Here is a 17,692-nt window from a genome sequence, read left to right as displayed (position 1 = left end):
CAAACACATGGAGGTTAAAAACAGAAAGCCCCCCCCCCACCCCGCCGGCCCGCCGAGCCCCCGGGCCCCGCCCCCCCCCCCCGCCCCACCGGTCCCGGGCCGGCCGGCCCGTCCCTCGGCAGCGACCGGTGGGCGGTCCGGCCGCACACGACGAACGACGACGACGACGACGACAAGGATCACGCGATGATCGGCTACGTCGCACGGCGCCTGGCGCTGGCGGTCGGCACGGTGCTCGCGGCGGTGTCGATCAGCTTCCTGCTGGTGCACGCCACGGACACGTCCCCCGGCGCGGTCCGGCTGGGGGTCAACGGCACTCCCGAGGCCATCGCCGAGGTGAACGAGCGACTCGGCTGGAACAGACCGCTGCACGAGCAGTTCCTCGACTACGTCGGGAACCTGCTGCGCGGTGACCTGGGGACCTCGCTCATCGACGGCCGCTCGATCATGGCGGACCTGGCCGCACGGGTTCCCGTGACCGCGTCCATCGCCCTGTTCGCGACGGTCCTCTCCGGCATCGTCGGCGTCGTGCTGGGCGTCACCGCCGCGGTGCGCGGCGGGCGCGTCAGTCGCCTCATCACCACCGGCAGCGGGATCGCGCTGTCCCTGCCGGCCTTCTGGGTCGGCATCCTCCTCGTGTACCTCTTGGCCCTCCAGCTCGGTTGGCTGCCGGCCACGGGGTACGTCCCCTTCGCCACGGACCCGGCCGCCTGGTTCCGCAGCCTCCTGCTCCCCGTGCTGACGCTCGCCATCGGCGGGGCGGCGATCGTCGCCCGGACGGCGAACGCCGGGATGCGCGAGGCGCTGGCGCAGGAGCACATCCGCACGCTGCGGGCCATGGGCACTCCCGAGTGGCGGGTGCGCTACGTGCACGCGCTGCGATTCGCCAGCCTTCCGGTCGTCTCCGTGCTGGGCATCCAGTTCATCGCCCTCTTCGGCGGCTCCGTCATCATCGAGAACCTCTTCGCGCTCCCGGGCCTCGGTCAGGCCGGGCAGATCGCCGCCGCCTCCAGCGACTTCCCGGCGCTGACCGGCGTCGTGGTCGTGGCCACGGTCGTCGTCGTCGTCATCAACCTGCTGCTCGACCTGGTCGTCGCGGCCCTCGACCCGAAGGTGCGTACCGCATGAGCGAGCTTGCGAGCTCACCGGTGGACACAGCGAGCCCGCGAACGCGGCCGACGAGCGCCAGGGAGGAGGACAAGTGAGCGTGCTGCCTCTGGACGCGGCCGACGAGGTCGCCACCGAGCCCGTCCCGCCGGCGCAGAGGCGCCGCGGACTGCCGTGGTTCCTGCGCCGCCCGGGCGGGATCTTCGGTGCCACCTGGTTGCTGTTCATGCTCGTGGCCTCGCTCGCCGCGCCGCTGTGGCGGCCCTACGAACCGGCGCAGCAGGACACCGCGAACCGGCTGGCCCTGCCCTCGGGGAACCACTGGCTCGGGACCGACCCCCTCGGCCGCGACCTGCTCAGCCGGATCTTCTCCGCGGGCACCGAGCCGCTGGTCGCCTCCGCCGTCACCGTGCTGGTGGCCTTCGGGATCGGCCTGACCCTGGCCCTGCTGGCCGCCGAGCACGGTCCCCGCGTCGAGCGCGTGACGAGCCGGCTCGCCGAGGTCTTCCTCGCGCTCCCGGGCGTCATCATCCTGCTCGCGGTCATCGGCGTCATCGGCGTCCGGACGATCATCGTCATGGCCGTGCTGGGCGTGCTCATCTCGGCCGCCGTCTACCGGGTGATGCTGGGTGTGGCCAAGTCGGTGCGCCAGCGGCTCTACGTCGACGCGGCCCGGGTGAACGGCCTGGGATCGCTGCGGGTCAACCTGCTGCACGTGCTGCCGTCGATGGGCACGGTGATCGCCGTCCAGGCCGCGCAGCTGTACGGCATCGGCCTGCTGATCGTCTCCGGTCTCGCCTTCCTCGGTTTCGGGCCGGCCGAGCCCCAGCCGAGCTGGGGCTTCATGATCCAGGACGCGTCCCGGTACGTGTTCTCCTCGCCGTGGCTGATGGTCCCGACCGGGCTGGTGCTGGCCCTGACCGTGGTGGCGGCCAACGAGCTGGCCGACGCCATCGCCAGCAAGGGCTCCGTCGCCGCGAGGACGCCGCGGCGCAAGCGGTCCCGGGAGCAGCACGCCGTCCGGGCCGGGGCGCACGCGGTACCGGGCGACCCCGAGGCCCTGCTCGAGGTGCACGACCTCGACGTCACCGTGGACGACGGGCCGGCTCTGGTCACCGGCGTCTCCTTCGGTCTCCGGCCGGGCCGCGTGCTGGGCCTCGTCGGGGAGTCCGGCTGCGGCAAGACGATGACGGCCCGCGCCCTGCTCGGCCTCCTGCCGGACGGTGTCTCCGTCTCCGGTGGATCGATCCTCTGGCAGGGACGAGACCTGGTGGGCCTGTCGGAGAAGGAGCTGATCGCCGTCCGCGGCCGGGAGATCGCGATGATCTCCCAGGAACCCATGGTGGCGCTGGACCCGATGTTCTCGGTGGCCTACCAGCTGATCCAGCCGCTGCGCCGGTTCCGCGGTGTCGGGCGGGGAGAGGCACGTCGGATCGCCACCGAGCTGTTGCGGCAGGTCGGCATCGTCGACGCGGAGCGCGTGCTCAAGAGCTATCCGCACCAGCTGTCCGGCGGCATGGCCCAGCGCGTGGCCATCGCCCTCGCCCTGACCGGGCAGCCGAAGCTGCTCGTCGCCGACGAGCCCACCACGGCGCTCGACGTGACCGTGCAGGCCGAGATCCTCAGCCTGCTGCGTGCGCTCGTCCGGGACACCGACCTGTCGGTGATCGTCGTCAGCCACGACCTCGGTGTCGTCGCCGACATCTGCGACGACGTCGCCGTCATGTACGCCGGCCAGGTCGTCGAGTCGGGCACCGCCCCGGCGGTCCTCGACGACCCGACCCACCCGTACACGATGGCCCTGCTGGGGGCGAACCCGCACGTGCCCGACGGCGAGCCCGTGCCGCTGCGCCTGGCCTCCATCCCGGGCACGGTGCCGCCGCCCGGCTCCTGGCCGACCGGCTGCCGCTTCGCCACGCGCTGCCAGTTCGCCCAGGACCGGTGCACGACGCCGTTCCCCGAGCTGTCCGCCCACGGGGACGGCTCGGTCCTCTGCGTCCGGGTCCGCGAGATCCACGACGCGGGCATCCGCTGGGGCGCCGAGCACGTGGGCGCCGAGGTCGTACCCGACGCCGGCGTGGTCGCCGAGCCGATCGCCGACGACCCCACCGGTGAGCCCGCCCCGACAGCAGGAGTGATCCGATGACCGCCCCCGCAGACATCGCCCCGGCCACCACGGCCCCCGGTGTCCCGCCCGCCCTCGAGATCCGGGACCTCGTCGTCCGGTACGGATCGGGGCGCAAGGCGCGGCAGGCCCCGCCGGCGATCGACCGGGTCACCTTCGACATCCAGCCCGGTGAGACCGTCGGGCTGGTCGGTGAGTCCGGCTCGGGCAAGTCGACGATCGGCAAGGCCGTCCTCGGTCTGCAGCCGCCGTCGTCCGGGACGGTGAAGCTGCACGGCCGGGACATCACCACGATGTCGCTCAAGCAGCGGAAGTCGCTGGCCGCGGACCTGCGGGTCGTCTTCCAGGACCCGTACTCCTCGCTCAACCCGGCGCGCACGATCGGCCAGACCCTGGTCGAGCCGCTCCGGCTCATGGGCGTCGGCGGCGCCGAGGCCGCGCAGAAGGCACGGAAGGGCCTGGAGTCCGTCGGCCTACCGGGTGACGCGGTCGACCGGTTCCCGTCGCAGTTCTCCGGCGGCCAGCGCCAGCGCATCGCCATCGCCCGCGCGCTCGTCTGCGACCCGAAGGTGCTCATCCTCGACGAGCCGGTGAGCGCCCTCGACCTGTCCACCCAGGCGCAGGTGCTGAACCTGCTGGCCGACCTCCGCGACCAGCACGGGTTGGCGTTCCTGTTCATCGCCCACGACCTGGGCGTGGTGCGGTTCCTGGCCCAGCGGGTCGTCGTGCTCTACCGCGGCCAGGTCATGGAGCAAGGGCCCGTGGAGTCGGTGACCCAGTCCCCGCGCCACCCCTACACGGTCGCGCTCACCGCTGCCGCGCCGGTGCCGCGGCCGGCCGAGCAGGCCGCGCGCCGCGCGGCCCGCGAGGCGCTCGGCGTCGGCACGGCAGGCACCGCCCAGCCGGCCGCCACCGGTTGCCCGTTCGTGCCGCGCTGCCCCCTGTCCACCGACCTGTGCGTCGAGCAGCGGCCGCCACTGCGGCTGGTCGACGGCAACCTCACCGCCTGCCACCACGCGGAGCGGGTCCCGGCTCTGTGACGGCTGCACCGCACGGCCTGCGGGTCGAGCACCTGGACGACGCGCTCGGGATCCGGACGACCGTCCCGCGGCTGTCCTGGCGGCTGCCCGACGGTGCCCGCGAGCAGCGGGCCTACCGGATCACCGCCGACAACGGCTGGGACTCGGGCTGGCTCGACAGCGACGAGTGCCTGCTGCTGCCGTACGCCGGCCCGCCGCTGGGGTCGTCCGAGCGGGTCGAGTGGCAGGTGCAGGTGCACACGGATCTGGGCGAGAGCCCGCTGTCCGCGCCCGCCCGCTTCGAGACCGGGCTGCTGTGGGAGGAGGACTGGGCGGCCTCCTGGATCGAGCCGGGCTCGATGCCCGAGGGCGAGAAGGGGCAGCGGCCGGCTGCGCTGTTCCGCCTCGAGTTCGGCGTCGAGCGGCCTGTGGTGGCTGCCCGCCTGCACGCCACCGCACAGGGCATGTACGAGGCGTTCCTCGACGGCAGACGGGTGGGCGACGCCGAGCTGACCCCCGGCTACACGCAGTACGACGCGCGGCTCCAGGTGCAGACCTACGACGTGTCCGCGGCGATCCGTCCTGGCCGCCACGTGCTGGGCCTCGTCCTCGCCGACGGCTGGTTCCGCGGGCAGACCGGAGTCACCCGGGCCGCCGACCAGTGGGGCACCCGTCTCGCCGTCCTGGCCCAGCTGCGGCTCGAGCACGACGACGGCTCGGTCACCGTCGTCGGCACCGGGCCGGGCTGGCGCAGCGGCCCCGGCCACGTCGTCGCCGCGGACCTCATCGCCGGCGAGCAGTGGGACCTCCGCCTGCTGCCACGGGGCTGGGACGCCCCGGGCTTCGACGACGCGGGCTGGGACGACGTCGCCGTGGTCGAGCACGGCTACGCGGGGCTGGTCGACTCGCCGGCGCCGCCGGTCCGCCGGGTCGAGGAGCTGACCCCGGTGTCGGTGACGCGGCTGCGCAGCGGGGCGCACGTCGTCGACCTGGGCCAGAACATCAACGGCTGGGTCCGGCTGACCGATCTGGGCCCGGCCGGCACGACGCTCACGCTGACCCACGGCGAGGCGCTGGCGGCCGACGGCGACGTCACCGTGGAGAACCTGCGGCCGGACCTCCCGTTCCTGCCGCACCCGCTGCCCGCCGGCCAGGTGGACGCCGTCGTCTCGGCCGGCGTGCCCGGGGACGTGTTCGAGCCCCGGCGGACGACGCACGGCTTCCGGTACGTCCGCATCGAGGGCCATCCGGGCGAGCTGACCGTCGACGACGTACGGGGCGTGGTCGTGCACACCGACCTGCGCCGCACCGGCTGGTTCAGCTGCAGCGACGAACGGGTCGAGCGGCTGCACGAGGCAGCCGTGTGGAGCTTCCGCGGCAACGCCTGCGACATCCCCACCGACTGCCCCCACCGCGAGCGGCACGGCTGGACGGGCGACTGGCAGCTCTTCGTGCCGACCGCCGCGTTCCTCTACGACGTCGCCGGCTTCTCCACCAAGTGGCTGCGCGACGTCGCCGCCGACCAGTGGCCCGACGGGACCGTCGCCAACGTCAGCCCGGCCCCCCGGAACGAGGGGAGGGAGGGCCCGATCGCCTTCCTGAACGGCTCGGCCGGCTGGGGCGACGCCGCGGTGATCGTCCCCTGGGAGGTGTACCGGGCGTACGGCGACGTGCAGGTGCTCGAGGAGCTGTGGCCGACGATGGTCCGCTGGCTCGACCGGGCCGAACGGATGGCGCGCGAGGGCCGGCACCCGACGCGGGCCGCGCGCCGGCCGGAGCCCGCGCCGCACGAGCGGTACCTGTGGGACACCGGCTTCCACTGGGGGGAGTGGCTCGAGCCGGGGGAGGGCCCCGGCCCGATGGAGGAGTTCGTCGCCGCGGACAAGGGCGACGTCGCCACCGCCTTCTTCGCCCACAGCGCCGGCCTCATGGCCCGCATCGCGGAGCTCCTGGGCCGGGACGACGCCGCGGCGCGGTACGCGGACCTGGCCGCGCAGGTGCGGGCGGCCTGGCAGGCGGAATACCTGGATGGCGACGGCCGGCTCACCCCCGACACCCAGGCCGACCACGTGCGCGCGCTGGCCTTCGACCTGGTCCCCGAGGAGCTCCGGGAGGTCGTCGCGGAGCGGCTCGTCGAGCTGATCCGCAAGGCCGACACCCACCTGGGCACCGGCTTCCTCGCCACGCCGCACCTGCTGCCGGTGCTCGCCGACGCGGGACACCTCGACGTCGCCTACGAGCTGCTGCTGCGGGACGACGAGCCGAGCTGGCTGCTCATGGTCGATCGTGGAGCCACCACCGTCTGGGAGCGGTGGGACGGCGTGGACGCCGACGGCGTCCCGCACGAGTCGCTCAACCACTACTCCAAGGGCGCGGTCGTCTCCTTCCTGCACCGGTACACCGCCGGCATCCAGCTCCTCGAACCCGCGTACCGGCGCTTCCGCGTCCGCCCGCGGCCCGGGGGCGGGCTGACCAGCGCCGAGGCGGCGCACGAGTCGGCCTACGGCCGGATCGAGTCGGCGTGGCGGCTCGACGGCGGCACGTTCCACCTGCGCGTCGTCGTCCCGGCCGGCACCGCGGCCGAGGTCGTCCTGCCGGACGGCTCGGTCGACGGCGCCGGCCCCGGCACCCACACCTACACCTGCACGATCGACCAGGAGAGCGCGCGATGACCGCCGAGACCACCGAGTGGGCCGGCCCGGCCCGCTTCCTGCCGCCGCACGAGCCGATCCGCCGGGACGACGGCGCACGGCACTTCAGCGGGCTGACCTACGCCGCCCCCGTGGGCTTCCGCCCCCTGCTGCTGGACGTGTGGGTACCTCCGACGGCGACGCCGAGCCCGCTGGTCGTGTGGATCCACGGCGGGGCGTGGATGGGTGGCGACCGCCGGTACCTGCCCGAGACCCTCCGTCCGAATCAGCTGTTCGATGCGCTGCTGGACGCCGGACTCGCCGTCGCGACCATCGACTACCGGCACGCGCTCGAGGCGCCGTTCCCCGCCCAGCTGCACGACGCCAAGGCGGCCGTCCGCTACCTGCGGGCGCACGCGGATCTCCTGGGCGTCGACACCGCACGCATCGGCGTCGCCGGCGAATCGGCGGGTGGCCACCTCGCAGCACTCCTCGCACTGACCGCGCACCGGCCCGACCTGGAGGGCTCGCAGGGGGTCGTGGGGCCGTCGAGCGCGGTCGACGTCGCCGTCGACTGGTACGGGGTCACCGACCTGTCGACCATGCCGCGGATGACCCCGCCGCCGCACATCGCCGAGCTGCTGCCGCCGGAGTTCGCCACCCCGCCGGAGGACTTCCTGCTGAGAGGGGCGGACGACGCGACGCGCGCCGACGCCAGCCCCATCACGCACGTGACGCCGCAGGCGCCCCCCTTCCTGCTGGTCCACGGCACCACCGATTGGCTCGTGCCCTACAGCCAGAGCGAGCAGCTGCACGCCGCCCTGACGTCGGTCGGGGTGGAGTCCCGGCTGGTCCCGGTCGAGGGCGCCGAGCACGTCTTCACCGGCTGCGACGACATCGACGCCGTCGTCCAGCTCTCGGTCGAGTACCTGGCGGAGGCCCTGAAGTGAGCGATCTGACCGTCCTGCCCGTCACCGTCGAGCACCACCGCGAGCCCTTCGGCATCGGCGAGACCACCCCCCGGCTGTCGTGGGTGGCGCGCACCGAGCTGCCCGACTGGCGGCAGGCCGCCTACGAGCTGGAGATCGAGCCGCTCGACGGCCCGGCGTGGTCCTCCGGGCGGATCGACTCCGCCGAGTCGGTGCTCGTCCCGTGGGGTGCGCCCCCGCTCGCCAGCCGCGAGCGTCGGACCGTCCGGGTGCGCGTCTGGGGCGAGGGCGCGGCCGAGCCGTCCGCCTGGAGCGAGGACGTCGTCGTCGAGGCGGGACTGCTCGAGCCGGCGGACTGGTCCGCCGCGCTGGCCCGGCCGGTGCTGCCGGCCGACGTGGCCGAGCCGGTCGTCCTGCTGCGGCGCGAGTTCGTCCTCGACAAGCCGGTCACGCGGGCGCGCCTCTACGCGACGGCCCAGGGGGTCTACGAGGCGGAGCTCAACGGTGCCGCCGTCTCCGACGTGGTGCTCGCACCCGGGTGGACCAGCTACCGGCACCGGCTGCGCTACCAGACCTACGACGTCACCGGCCTGCTGACCGAGGGCGCGAACGCCCTGGGCGTCCAGCTGGCCGAGGGCTGGTTCACCGGCTACCTCGGCTTCACCGGCAAGCGCGAGTGGTACGGCGACCGCACCGGCGCCTTCCTGCAGCTGGAGGTGGACCACCCCGACGGCACGCGGACGGTCGTGGTCACGGACGGATCGTGGCGCTCGGCCGGCGGGCCCACGGTGAGCAGCGGCCTCTACAACGGCGAGGCCTACGACGCCCGCCGCGAGCTGCCGGGCTGGTCGCGGCCGGGCTTCGACGACGCGGCGTGGACCCCGGTCGAGGTGGGCGACCTGGACGTCGCCACCCTGGTGGCCCCCACCGGACCGCCGGTGCGACGGACGCAGAGCCTGCCCGCCCTGGCCATCACCACGTCGCCGTCGGGGAAGGCGCTGGTCGACTTCGGGCAGAACCTCGTCGGCCGGATCCGCCTCGCGCTGCCCGACGGCGCGGCCGGCACGGAGATCACCGTCCGGCACGCCGAGGTGCTGGAGCACGGCAAGCTGGGCACGCGCCCGCTCAAGGCCGCCCGCGCCACCGACGTCCTGGTCCTGGACGGCGCCGGGCCGCGGACCTGGGAGCCGAGTTTCACCTTCCACGGGTTCCGCTACGCGGAGGTCTCGGGCTGGCCGGGCGAGCTGCGCCCGGAAGACCTCGAGGCCGTCGTCCTGCACACCGACCTGCGCCGCACCGGCACGTTCACCTGCTCCGACCCCGACGTCGAGCGGCTGCACGAGAACGTCGTCTGGGGCATGCGCGGCAACTTCCTCGACCTCCCCACCGACTGCCCCCAGCGCGACGAGCGGCTGGGCTGGACCGGCGACCTGCAGGTCTTCGCGCCGACGGCGGCCTTCCTCTACGACAGCGCCGGCATGCTGCGGTCCTGGCTGGCCGACCTCGCCGCCGAGCAGCTGCGGGACCACGGCGGGCTGGTGCCGCCGTACGTCCCGTACCTCCCGCTGATGCCCTTCCCGCTCCAGGCGGACGTCGGCTGGGGTGACGCCGCCGTCGTCGTGCCGTGGGTGCTGTACCAGCGCACCGGGGACGACGGGCTGCTCGCCGACCAGTGGAACAGCATGGTCGCCTGGATCGACGCCTTCGCCGCGCGGGCAGGGACCGAGCTGGACTTCCCGGAGGGCGGCTTCTCCTTCGGGGACTGGCTGGACACCGCCGCGCCCCCGGACAGCCCCGGCGCGGCCCGCACCCCCTGGCAGTGCGTGGCGACGGCCTATCTCGCGCGGTCGGCGCGGACCGTCGCGGGGGCGGCCGAGGTGCTCGGCCACGACGGGAGCCGGTTCGCCGACCTGGCCGAACGGGCGGCGGCCCGGTTCCGCGCCGAGTACGTCACCCCCAACGGCCGGGTCGCCTTCCCGTCGCAGACGGCGTACGCCCTGGCGCTGGAGTTCGACCTGCTGGAGCCCGGGCAGCGGGAGCACGCCGGCCGGCTGCTCGCCGAGCAGGTGCTCGAGGACGGGTTCCACATCGCCAGCGGGTTCCTCGGCACGCCGCTGGTCACCGACGCGCTCACCAACGCGGGCGAGCTCCCGACCGCCTACGAGCTGCTGCTGCAGCGGGAGAGCCCGTCGTGGCTCTACGCCGTCACGATGGGCGCCACGACGATCTGGGAGCGCTGGGACTCCATGCTCCCCGACGGGACCATCAACCCCGGCGAGATGACGTCGTTCAACCACTACGCGCTGGGCGCGGTGGCCGACTGGCTGCACCGGACCGTCGCCGGCCTGGCGCCGGCCGCCCCGGGTTACCGGAAGCTGCGGATCGCGCCCCGCCCCGGGCCCGGGATCTCGTCGGCCGCCGCGACGCACGAGACGCCCTACGGGAACGCGGAGGTGTCCTGGACGCTGACCGGCGGCACCGCCTTCGCCCTGGATGTCGCCGTCCCGCCGAACACGACGGCGGAGGTGTCGCTGCCCGACGGCTCTGCCCCGGTCCAGGTCGGATCCGGACGGCACACGTTCGCCGCGGAGATCCCCGAGCCGAGGCAGGTCGAGAAGCCGCAGCCGCCGGACTTCTCGGTGTCCGAGTGACCGCTCCCCGCCCGGTGGTCCCGGGATTCCACCCCGACCCCAGCGTCGTCCGCGTCGGCGACACGTACTGGATGGTGGTGTCCAGCTTCGAGTACGCGCCCGGCGTCCCGCTGTTCCGCTCGACCGACCTGGTCAACTGGGAGCTGGCCGGGCACGTGCTCGCGCGGCCGTCCCAGCTGGACGTGTCCGAGGCGCCGGGTTCCGGCGGGATCACCGCGCCGACGATCAGGTTCCACGACGGCCGGTTCTGGATGATCACCACCAACCTCGCCGACGGCGGGTGGCAGGTGCTCGTGCACACCGACGACCCGCTGGGGGAGTGGTCCGAGCCGGTCCGGCTGACCGACGTCCGCGGCATCGACCCCGACCTCGCCTGGGACGACGACGGCACCCTGCTGGTCACCTACGCGGGCTTCGGCGCGGACGGCCCGGCCGGCCTGGTGCAGCAGGCGGTCGACCCGGTCACGGGTGCGGCCCTGACGGACCGGCAGCACGTCTGGCAGGGGACCGGCGGCCGGTTCCCGGAGGGCCCGCACCTCTACCGGGTCGGCGAGCACTGGTACCTGCTGATCGCCGAGGGCGGCACGGAGCGAGGGCACGCCGTGACCATCGCCCGGGGTCCCTCGCCGTCCGGGCCGTTCGAGCCGTGCCCGTGGAACCCGCTGCTCACCCACCGCGGCATCGAGTCACCCGTGCAGAACACCGGGCACTCCGACCTGGTGCAGCGGCCGGACGGCAGCTGGGCGATCGTCTTCCACGGTGTCCGACCGCGTGGGGCAAGCCCCCAGTTCCACGTGCTCGGTCGCGAGACGTTCGCCGCCGAGGTGGTGTGGGAGGACGGCTGGCCACGCATCGGCGAGTGGCTCGCGCCGACGAGCGAGGCGGTGGAGGTCGAGGAACTCGGAAGCCCGTCACTGCCCGCCTCCTGGGTGTCGCCGCGGCGCTTCCCCGGGAATCTCCTCACCCGCGTCGACGACGGCTGGCGGCTCCCCGCCGCGGATCCGGACCCCGCGTCGGAGGACTCCGCGTTCGCCGGCCGGCGGCAGGAGCACCTGCTCGCCACCGCCCGGGCGGTCGTGGACGCGAGCGGTGGCGTCGGCGGGCTGTCGGTGCGCATGGATCCCCGGCACCAGCTCGCCCTGGAGGTCGACGGCGACCGCGTCCGGGCGATCGCGCAGGTCGGCCCGCTGCGCCAGGTGCTGGGGGAGACATCGGTCCCGGCGGATGAGCACGTCGCCCTGGAGATCCGTGCCGTGCCCGACGAGGGCCACTTCTCCTCGACGGCGCTGGGCCCGGACCGGCTCCTGGCCGGCGTGGTCGGAGCCGACGGCGGCTTCGTCGAGCTGGGCCGGTTGGACGGCCGGTACGTCTCGACCGAGGTCGCCGGCGGGATGACGGGACGGTTGCTCGGCGTCTGGTGCTCCCGAGGCGAGTTGCTGGTGCGCTCGTTCACCTACGCCGGCACCGACGACCCGGACACGTCCGCCTGACCCGTCGCGCGCCTGGTGGGAGCGCTCAGCGAAGCTGCTGCCAGCGGCGGCGCAGGTCGAAGGCGGATGCCTTCGGCTTGCGGTCCCGGGTGAACACGCCCTTCCGGTTCCCGCCGACCCGGCCGGGGTTGGACGGGGTCGAGAAGTCCGCGAAGTTCCACACGTGCTCCCCGACCACGGCCCCGACCCGGTCGAAGACCCGGTGGTAGGTCTCGAGCAGCTCGGCCTGGAACTCCTCGCTCCACGGCTCCGCCAGGAGAGAGTGCAGCCCGGGCAGCGTGTCCGCGCCGTACTCGCTGACCAGGATCGGCTTGCCCTCGGTGGCCCAGGCCTCGAGTTCTGCTTGCAGTGCCTTCTCGGCCGCGGGCAGGTCTCCGGAGTCCACGTACCAGCCGTAGTAGCGGTTGAGCATCACGACGTCGCCGAGCGCCTGCACCCGGTCCCGGCCGTGCGGCGCGCCGATCATGTTGGCGCTGCCGACGGGCCGGGTCGGGTCGAGCTCCCGGGTGAGCGCGAACAGCGGCTCGAAGTAGGCGACGGATGCCTCGGTGTCCGATTCCGGTTCGTTCGTGAGGCTCCAGAGCACCACGCTCGGGTGGTTCTTGTCGCGCGCGACGAGCTCGCGGATCGCCTGCGCGTGCACCTCCCGGCTGGCGTCGTTCAGGGCGTCCGGGGAGAAGGTCGGGGGGAACTCGCGCTGCAGGAACCCGCCGATCATGCCGAAGTTCTGACCGACCGCGGCCACCTCGTCGATGACGACGACGCCGTGCCGGTCGGCGTACTCCAGGACCTCCTCCGCGTACGGGTAGTGCGCGGTGCGGAAGGAGTTCGCGCCGATCCAGTCCATCAGCGCGAAGTCGTGGACCATCATCACGTCGTCGTGCCCACGGCCACGGACGAGCGTGTCCTCGTGCTTGCCGAAGCCGCGGAAGTGGAACGGCTCCCCGTTGATGAGGAACTCCGTCCCCCGGACCGCCACGGTGCGGACGCCGACGGGCAGCGTGTAGCCGTCGACGACGTCCTCTCCGGCCAGGAGGTCGACGCGCAGGTCGTAGAGGTAGCCCTCGCCGGGGCGCCACGGCCGGACGTCGTCGACCCGCAGCGTGCCCGTCGCGCCGGTGCCCCGGGCGACCTCGACCCCCTCCGCGTCGTGGAGGGTCACGCGGACGTCGGGCTCGTCCGGTCCGGCGACGGCGATCTCGTAGCCGACGGTGCCCGCCGTCCCCTCGAGGCCGGTGACCACCGTGACGTCGTCGACGTAGGTGGGCGGCGTGCAGTAGAGCCACACCGGGCGGTGCAGGCCGGCGTAGTTGGTGAAGTCGTGGAAGGCGGTCTGCCGTCGCCCGTCGGGGCCCTCGTCCACGATGCCGGGCGGCAGGGACTGGAACGACACCCGGTTGTCGACGACGACGGTGATGCGTGCCGACGTCCCGGGCCGGACGTGGTCGGTCACGTCGGCCTCGAAGGGGGTGAACCCGCCTTCGTGCGCGACGACCTCGACGTCGTCGACCCACACGACTGCCCGGTGCGTCGCGGAGTCGAAGCGGAGGACGATCCGCGAGCCGGCCCAGCCGCGGGGCACCAGGACCGTGGTCTGGTACCAGACGTCACCGACGTGGTCCCGGTAGGCGCGGTCGGGGAACAGATCGGTGAAGCTCGCCGGCACCGGGACCTCACGGCTGTCGGGCAGCCGCCCACGCCACCAGCCCTCGCTCCGCCCGGCATCGGTCGGGTCGAGGGTGAAGGCCCACAGCGCGTCGAGGCGCCGCCGTTCTCGGGTGGGTCCGTCCTGGGGGCGCAGCATGGCGCGAGTACGTCACACGGGCGCACGGCGGAGCAACCGATTGCCAGCAATTGCCGTGGTCGGTCGGCGGGGCGTTGCGGCTTCGCGCGCGAACCACGGCGACCGATCGTGCCGCCCAATGACAAGGCCCTCGGTCCCGGTGACGCCGGTCACCGATGATCGAACCGCGCGAGGCCGGTCATGCGGTCCAGCAGACGGCGGACCGCTCGGACGGCCGGACTCGCGGGCATGGGGCGCTCCAGCCAGGACGCCATCCGTCGCGTGCTGCCCCTCGTTCAGCTCCACGGCGATTGGACAGCCATGCGACGCATCCCCTTCAACCGCGGCTGGGAGACCCGGCCGCACGCCAACTTCTTCGCCGAGATGCACGGCGCCGCCGCACCCTGGCAGCCGGTCACGCTGCCGCACGACGCGGCGCTGGGACGGACCCGCGATGCCGCGCACGGTGCCGGGTCCGGCTACGTCCCGGGTGGTGTCTACGAGTACCGGACGACGCTCGCCGCCCCGGAGGAGTACCGCGACCGACGGGTGCTGCTGGAGTTCGAGGGCGTGTACCGCACCGCGATGGTCTACGTGAACGGCAGCCTCGCCGGCTCCTGGGCCACCGGGTACACCGGCTTCGTGGTCGATCTCGACGACCACCTGCGCCACGGCGGCGAGAACGAGATCCGCGTCGTCTGCCGCGCGCACCAGGACTCCCGCTGGTACTCCGGCGCCGGCATCCACCGGCCGGTGCACCTGGTCGTCGGCCCGCTGACCCACCTGGCGCTCGACGGCGTCCGGGTCACCACCCAGGACGTCGACGCGGAGTTCGCCGTCGTGGAGGTCGCGACGACGGTCGAGCACGACGGGCGGGGCCTGCGGAGGCTGGACCTCGTCACCGAGGTCCGGGACGGGGACGGCGCGGCCGTTGCCTCCGCCACGTCCCCGGTCACCGTGCTGCCCGGCGAACCGGCCCTGATCCGGCAGCGGCTGCTGCTGCCCGCCCCCGCGCTGTGGAGCCCGGACTCGCCCTCGCTGTACACGGCGGCCGTCGTCCTCCGGGACGGCGACACGGACGTGGACGACGACACGGTGGTCTTCGGCGTCCGGACCCTCTCGCTGGATCCGGAGCGGGGCCTGCGGATCAACGGCGAGGTCGTGAAGCTCCGCGGGGCCTGCACGCACTCCGACAACGGGGTCCTCGGCGCGGCCACGATCGACCGCGCCGACGAGCGCCGGGTCCAGCTGCTCAAGGAGGCCGGCTTCAACGCCCTGCGCAGCGCGCACAACCCCATGAGCCGCGCGATGCTCGACGCCTGCGACCGCCTCGGCGTCCTGGTCATGGACGAGCTCTCCGACATGTGGACGGAGAGCAAGTCCGACTTCGACGCGGCGCTGGACTTCCCGGAGTGGTGGGAGCGCGAGGTCGAGGCGATGGTGCGCAAGGACGTGAACCACCCGAGCGTCGTCATGTACTCGATCGGCAACGAGATCCCCGAGGTCGCGAAGCCGCACGGCGCGGTGTGGTCGCGCCGCCTGGCGGAGAAGGTCCGCGCGCTGGACGGCACCCGGTTCGTTCACCAACGGGATCAACGCCATGCTCGCCGTCATCGGTGAGGCGAAGGCCGCGGAGGAGCAGGCGGGCATCAACACGATGCTCACCGACATGGGCGCGTTCATGGACGAGCTGTCCGCCTCCGAGCTGGTGGCCGAGCGGACGGCGGAGGCCTACGACGTGCTGGACGTCGCCGGCATGAACTACATGGAGGCCCGGTACCAGCTCGACCGGACGCTGTTCCCGCGCCGGGTGATCGTCGGGTCGGAGACCTTCGCGACCAAAATCGACCGGCTGTGGCGGCTCGTGCTCGACCACCCGCACGTGATCGGCGACTTCACCTGGACCGGCTGGGACTACCTCGGGGAGGCGGGCGTCGGCCGGGTGGCGACCGCCGACGACCCGACCGCAGGGCAGTTCGGCGCGCCCTACCCCTGGCTGCTCGCGCACGTGGGTGACATCGACATCACCGGGCACCGGCGGCCGGCGTCGTACTACCGGGAGATCGTCTTCGGTCTCCGCCGGGACCCCTACATCGCGGTGCTGCGGCCCGAGCGGCACGGCCGCGAGCTGTCGTCGACCCCGTGGTCGTGGAGCGACACCGTCGGCAGCTGGAGCTGGGCCGGCGCGGAGGGCGAACCGGTGACCGTCGAGGTCTACAGCGACGCCGACGAGGTGGAGCTGCTGCTCGACGGCACGTCGCTGGGCACGGCGAAGGCCGGCGAGGCCAACCGGTTCCGGGCCGCCTTCCAGGTCACCTACGCGCCGGGGGAGCTCACCGCCGTGAGTCGCACGGGTGGGCGGGAGACCGGGCGTTCCTTCCTGCGGGCGGCCACGGGGCCGCTCGCGCTGGCCGCGGGAGCCGACCGCCCGGTGATCCGGGCCGACGACGCCGACCTCGCCCACGTCACCCTGACGCTGGAGGACGCCGACGGCGTCGTCGCGCTCGGCGTCGACCGCGAGGTGACCGTCAGGGTCGAGGGGCCGGGCGTGCTGCAGGGCTTCGGCAGCGCCGCGCCGGCGACCGAGGAGTCCTACCTCGACGACGTGCACACGACCTTCGACGGCCGCGCGCTCGCCGTCGTCCGCCCGACCGGCGCGGGAACGATCACGCTCACCGCGACCGCGCCGGGTTGTCCGCCCGTCTCCGTAGGAATCGAGGCCCGATGAGCTCCCTCCGCATCGGCGTGCAGTGCCGCGTCGTCGTCGACAACGACTGGGCCGGCGACCCCGACGGCCTGGTCGCGCTGGCCCACCACCTGCTGTCGCCGACCAACCGCGTGGTGGCGGTGACCAGTTCCCTGATCAGCCCGATGTTCGCTGTGCCGGACGGGGCGGGAAAGGGTGCCGCGATGGCCCGCGAGCTCGTCGAGCTGATCGGCGGGCCGGCCGCTCCGCCCGTGCACGAGGGGAGCGACACGGCGTTCGGGGCGGGGGGCGCGACCTCGGCCTCGTCGGCCGCCATCGTCGCCGCGGCGCAGCAGGAGGACGCCCTGCCGCTCTACCTGGTCTGCGCCGGTCCGCTCACGAACGTCGCGGCCGCCGTGCAGCAGGAGCCCGGCATCGCCGAGCGGCTGACGCTGGTCTGGGTGGGCGGGGCGCTCGATCCCGCAGCGGAGGAGTACAACCGCGACACCGACCGGGCGGCCGCCGACTTCGTGCTGGGCCACCCGACGCTGGAGGTGTTCCAGTTCCCGCTGGAGACCTACCGGCGGTGCGCCTACTCGGTGGCCGAGCTGGAGCACGACCTCGGGAGGAGCGGTCGCGTCGGCCGCTGGCTGTGGGAGCGGTTCACCTCGCTCCCGCTGCCGGACTTCATCAGCCTCGGCGGGGTGTGGCCGCTGGGCGACAGCCCGCCGCTGCTGGTCACCGCGCTGGGGGACGAGTCGAGCACCTACACCGCGACCCCGGCGGGCGACGGGCACGGGGCGCGGCGGGTGTACACCGACGTCGACCTCCGGCTCCTGGTCGCCGATCTGTACGCCCGGCTCCGGCTGCACGAGTCCCGCCGACCGCTGCCGGAGGTCGCACCCTGAGGCGCCGGCTCCGGTGGGGCATCGTCGGCACCGGCGGGATCTCCCGGACGACGGCCGGCGACCTGCACCTGACCGAGAACCTGGACCTGGTCGCGGTGGCGTCGCGGACTCCGGCGGGCGCGGAGGCGTTCGCCGCCGAAATCGAGGTCCCGAAGGCGTACGGCGACCACGACGCCCTCTTCGCCTGCTGGCCGGCAAGCACGTCCTCCTGGAGAAGGCCTTCACCACCACCGCTGCCGAAGCTCGTGAGTTCGCCGCACTCGCCGCGCAGGAGGGCCGCTTCCTCATGGAGGCGATGTGGATGCGGTTCAACCCGGCGATCCAGCGGGTCCTGGACGAGCTGGCCGACGGCGTGATCAGTGAC

Annotated in this window: 12 protein-coding genes; 11 read left to right on the top strand and 1 reads right to left on the bottom strand. The window is 73.6% G+C overall.

What is annotated here, in order from left to right; translation table 11 throughout:
* Positions 1 to 186 precede the first annotated feature (186 nt).
* The 7 genes from ACI79P_RS16290 to ACI79P_RS16260 all read left to right on the top strand — a co-directional run bounded on the left by ACI79P_RS16290 (position 187) and on the right by ACI79P_RS16260 (position 11,951).
* Positions 187 to 1,128: an ABC transporter permease gene (locus ACI79P_RS16290; RefSeq protein WP_456582094.1), complete on the top strand. Its 942-nt coding sequence runs from the start codon at positions 187 to 189 to the stop codon at positions 1,126 to 1,128.
* Between the two features lie 73 nt (positions 1,129 to 1,201).
* Positions 1,202 to 3,253: a dipeptide/oligopeptide/nickel ABC transporter permease/ATP-binding protein gene (locus tag ACI79P_RS16285; protein ID WP_456582093.1), complete on the top strand. Its 2,052-nt coding sequence runs from the start codon at positions 1,202 to 1,204 to the stop codon at positions 3,251 to 3,253.
* On the top strand, positions 3,250 to 4,272 hold the full coding sequence (locus ACI79P_RS16280; protein WP_456582092.1) for an oligopeptide/dipeptide ABC transporter ATP-binding protein: 1,023 nt from the start codon (positions 3,250 to 3,252) through the stop codon (positions 4,270 to 4,272). The genes ACI79P_RS16285 and ACI79P_RS16280 overlap by 4 nt, the downstream gene beginning before the upstream one ends.
* Positions 4,269 to 6,923, top strand: coding sequence for a family 78 glycoside hydrolase catalytic domain (locus ACI79P_RS16275; RefSeq protein WP_456582091.1), 2,655 nt, complete (start codon positions 4,269 to 4,271; stop codon positions 6,921 to 6,923). The genes ACI79P_RS16280 and ACI79P_RS16275 overlap by 4 nt, the downstream gene beginning before the upstream one ends.
* A complete protein-coding gene (locus ACI79P_RS16270) occupies positions 6,920 to 7,831 on the top strand; it encodes an alpha/beta hydrolase fold domain-containing protein (protein ID WP_456582090.1) in 912 nt (303 codons plus the stop codon). The genes ACI79P_RS16275 and ACI79P_RS16270 overlap by 4 nt, the downstream gene beginning before the upstream one ends.
* Positions 7,828 to 10,461 (top strand): glycoside hydrolase family 78 protein, encoded by a 2,634-nt coding sequence (locus tag ACI79P_RS16265; protein WP_456582089.1) that lies wholly within the window; start codon positions 7,828 to 7,830, stop codon positions 10,459 to 10,461. The genes ACI79P_RS16270 and ACI79P_RS16265 overlap by 4 nt, the downstream gene beginning before the upstream one ends.
* The gene (locus ACI79P_RS16260) at positions 10,458 to 11,951 is read left to right on the top strand and encodes a family 43 glycosylhydrolase (RefSeq protein ID WP_456582088.1); all 1,494 of its coding nucleotides are present in this window, start codon (positions 10,458 to 10,460) and stop codon (positions 11,949 to 11,951) included. The genes ACI79P_RS16265 and ACI79P_RS16260 overlap by 4 nt, the downstream gene beginning before the upstream one ends.
* 25 nt (positions 11,952 to 11,976) lie before the next feature.
* Here the strand turns inward: ACI79P_RS16260 and uidA are convergent, their stop codons facing one another.
* Positions 11,977 to 13,755, bottom strand: coding sequence for a beta-glucuronidase (gene uidA / locus ACI79P_RS16255; RefSeq protein ID WP_456582087.1), 1,779 nt, complete (start codon positions 13,753 to 13,755; stop codon positions 11,977 to 11,979).
* Positions 13,756 to 14,055: 300 nt separating this feature from the next.
* Here uidA and ACI79P_RS16250 point away from each other — a divergent pair, with 300 nt between their 5' ends.
* Genes ACI79P_RS16250 through ACI79P_RS16235 form a run of 4 tightly spaced genes read left to right on the top strand, consistent with a single transcriptional unit; the run spans position 14,056 to position 17,684 of the window.
* On the top strand, positions 14,056 to 15,354 hold the full coding sequence (locus tag ACI79P_RS16250) for a glycoside hydrolase family 2 protein (RefSeq protein WP_456582086.1): 1,299 nt from the start codon (positions 14,056 to 14,058) through the stop codon (positions 15,352 to 15,354).
* Positions 15,335 to 16,462: a DUF4982 domain-containing protein gene (locus ACI79P_RS16245; protein ID WP_456582085.1), complete on the top strand. Its 1,128-nt coding sequence runs from the start codon at positions 15,335 to 15,337 to the stop codon at positions 16,460 to 16,462. Before ACI79P_RS16250 ends, ACI79P_RS16245 begins: the two co-directional genes overlap by 20 nt.
* Complete coding sequence (locus tag ACI79P_RS16240; RefSeq protein ID WP_456582084.1) at positions 16,459 to 17,328, top strand: nucleoside hydrolase; 870 nt, start codon at positions 16,459 to 16,461, stop codon at positions 17,326 to 17,328. Before ACI79P_RS16245 ends, ACI79P_RS16240 begins: the two co-directional genes overlap by 4 nt.
* Positions 17,325 to 17,684 (top strand): Gfo/Idh/MocA family oxidoreductase, encoded by a 360-nt coding sequence (locus tag ACI79P_RS16235; protein WP_456582096.1) that lies wholly within the window; start codon positions 17,325 to 17,327, stop codon positions 17,682 to 17,684. The genes ACI79P_RS16240 and ACI79P_RS16235 overlap by 4 nt, the downstream gene beginning before the upstream one ends.
* Positions 17,685 to 17,692 lie beyond the last annotated feature (8 nt).

The sequence above is a fragment of the Blastococcus sp. SYSU DS0510 genome (assembly GCF_054050835.1).
This window is presented reverse-complemented; position numbering and strand designations above follow the sequence as displayed.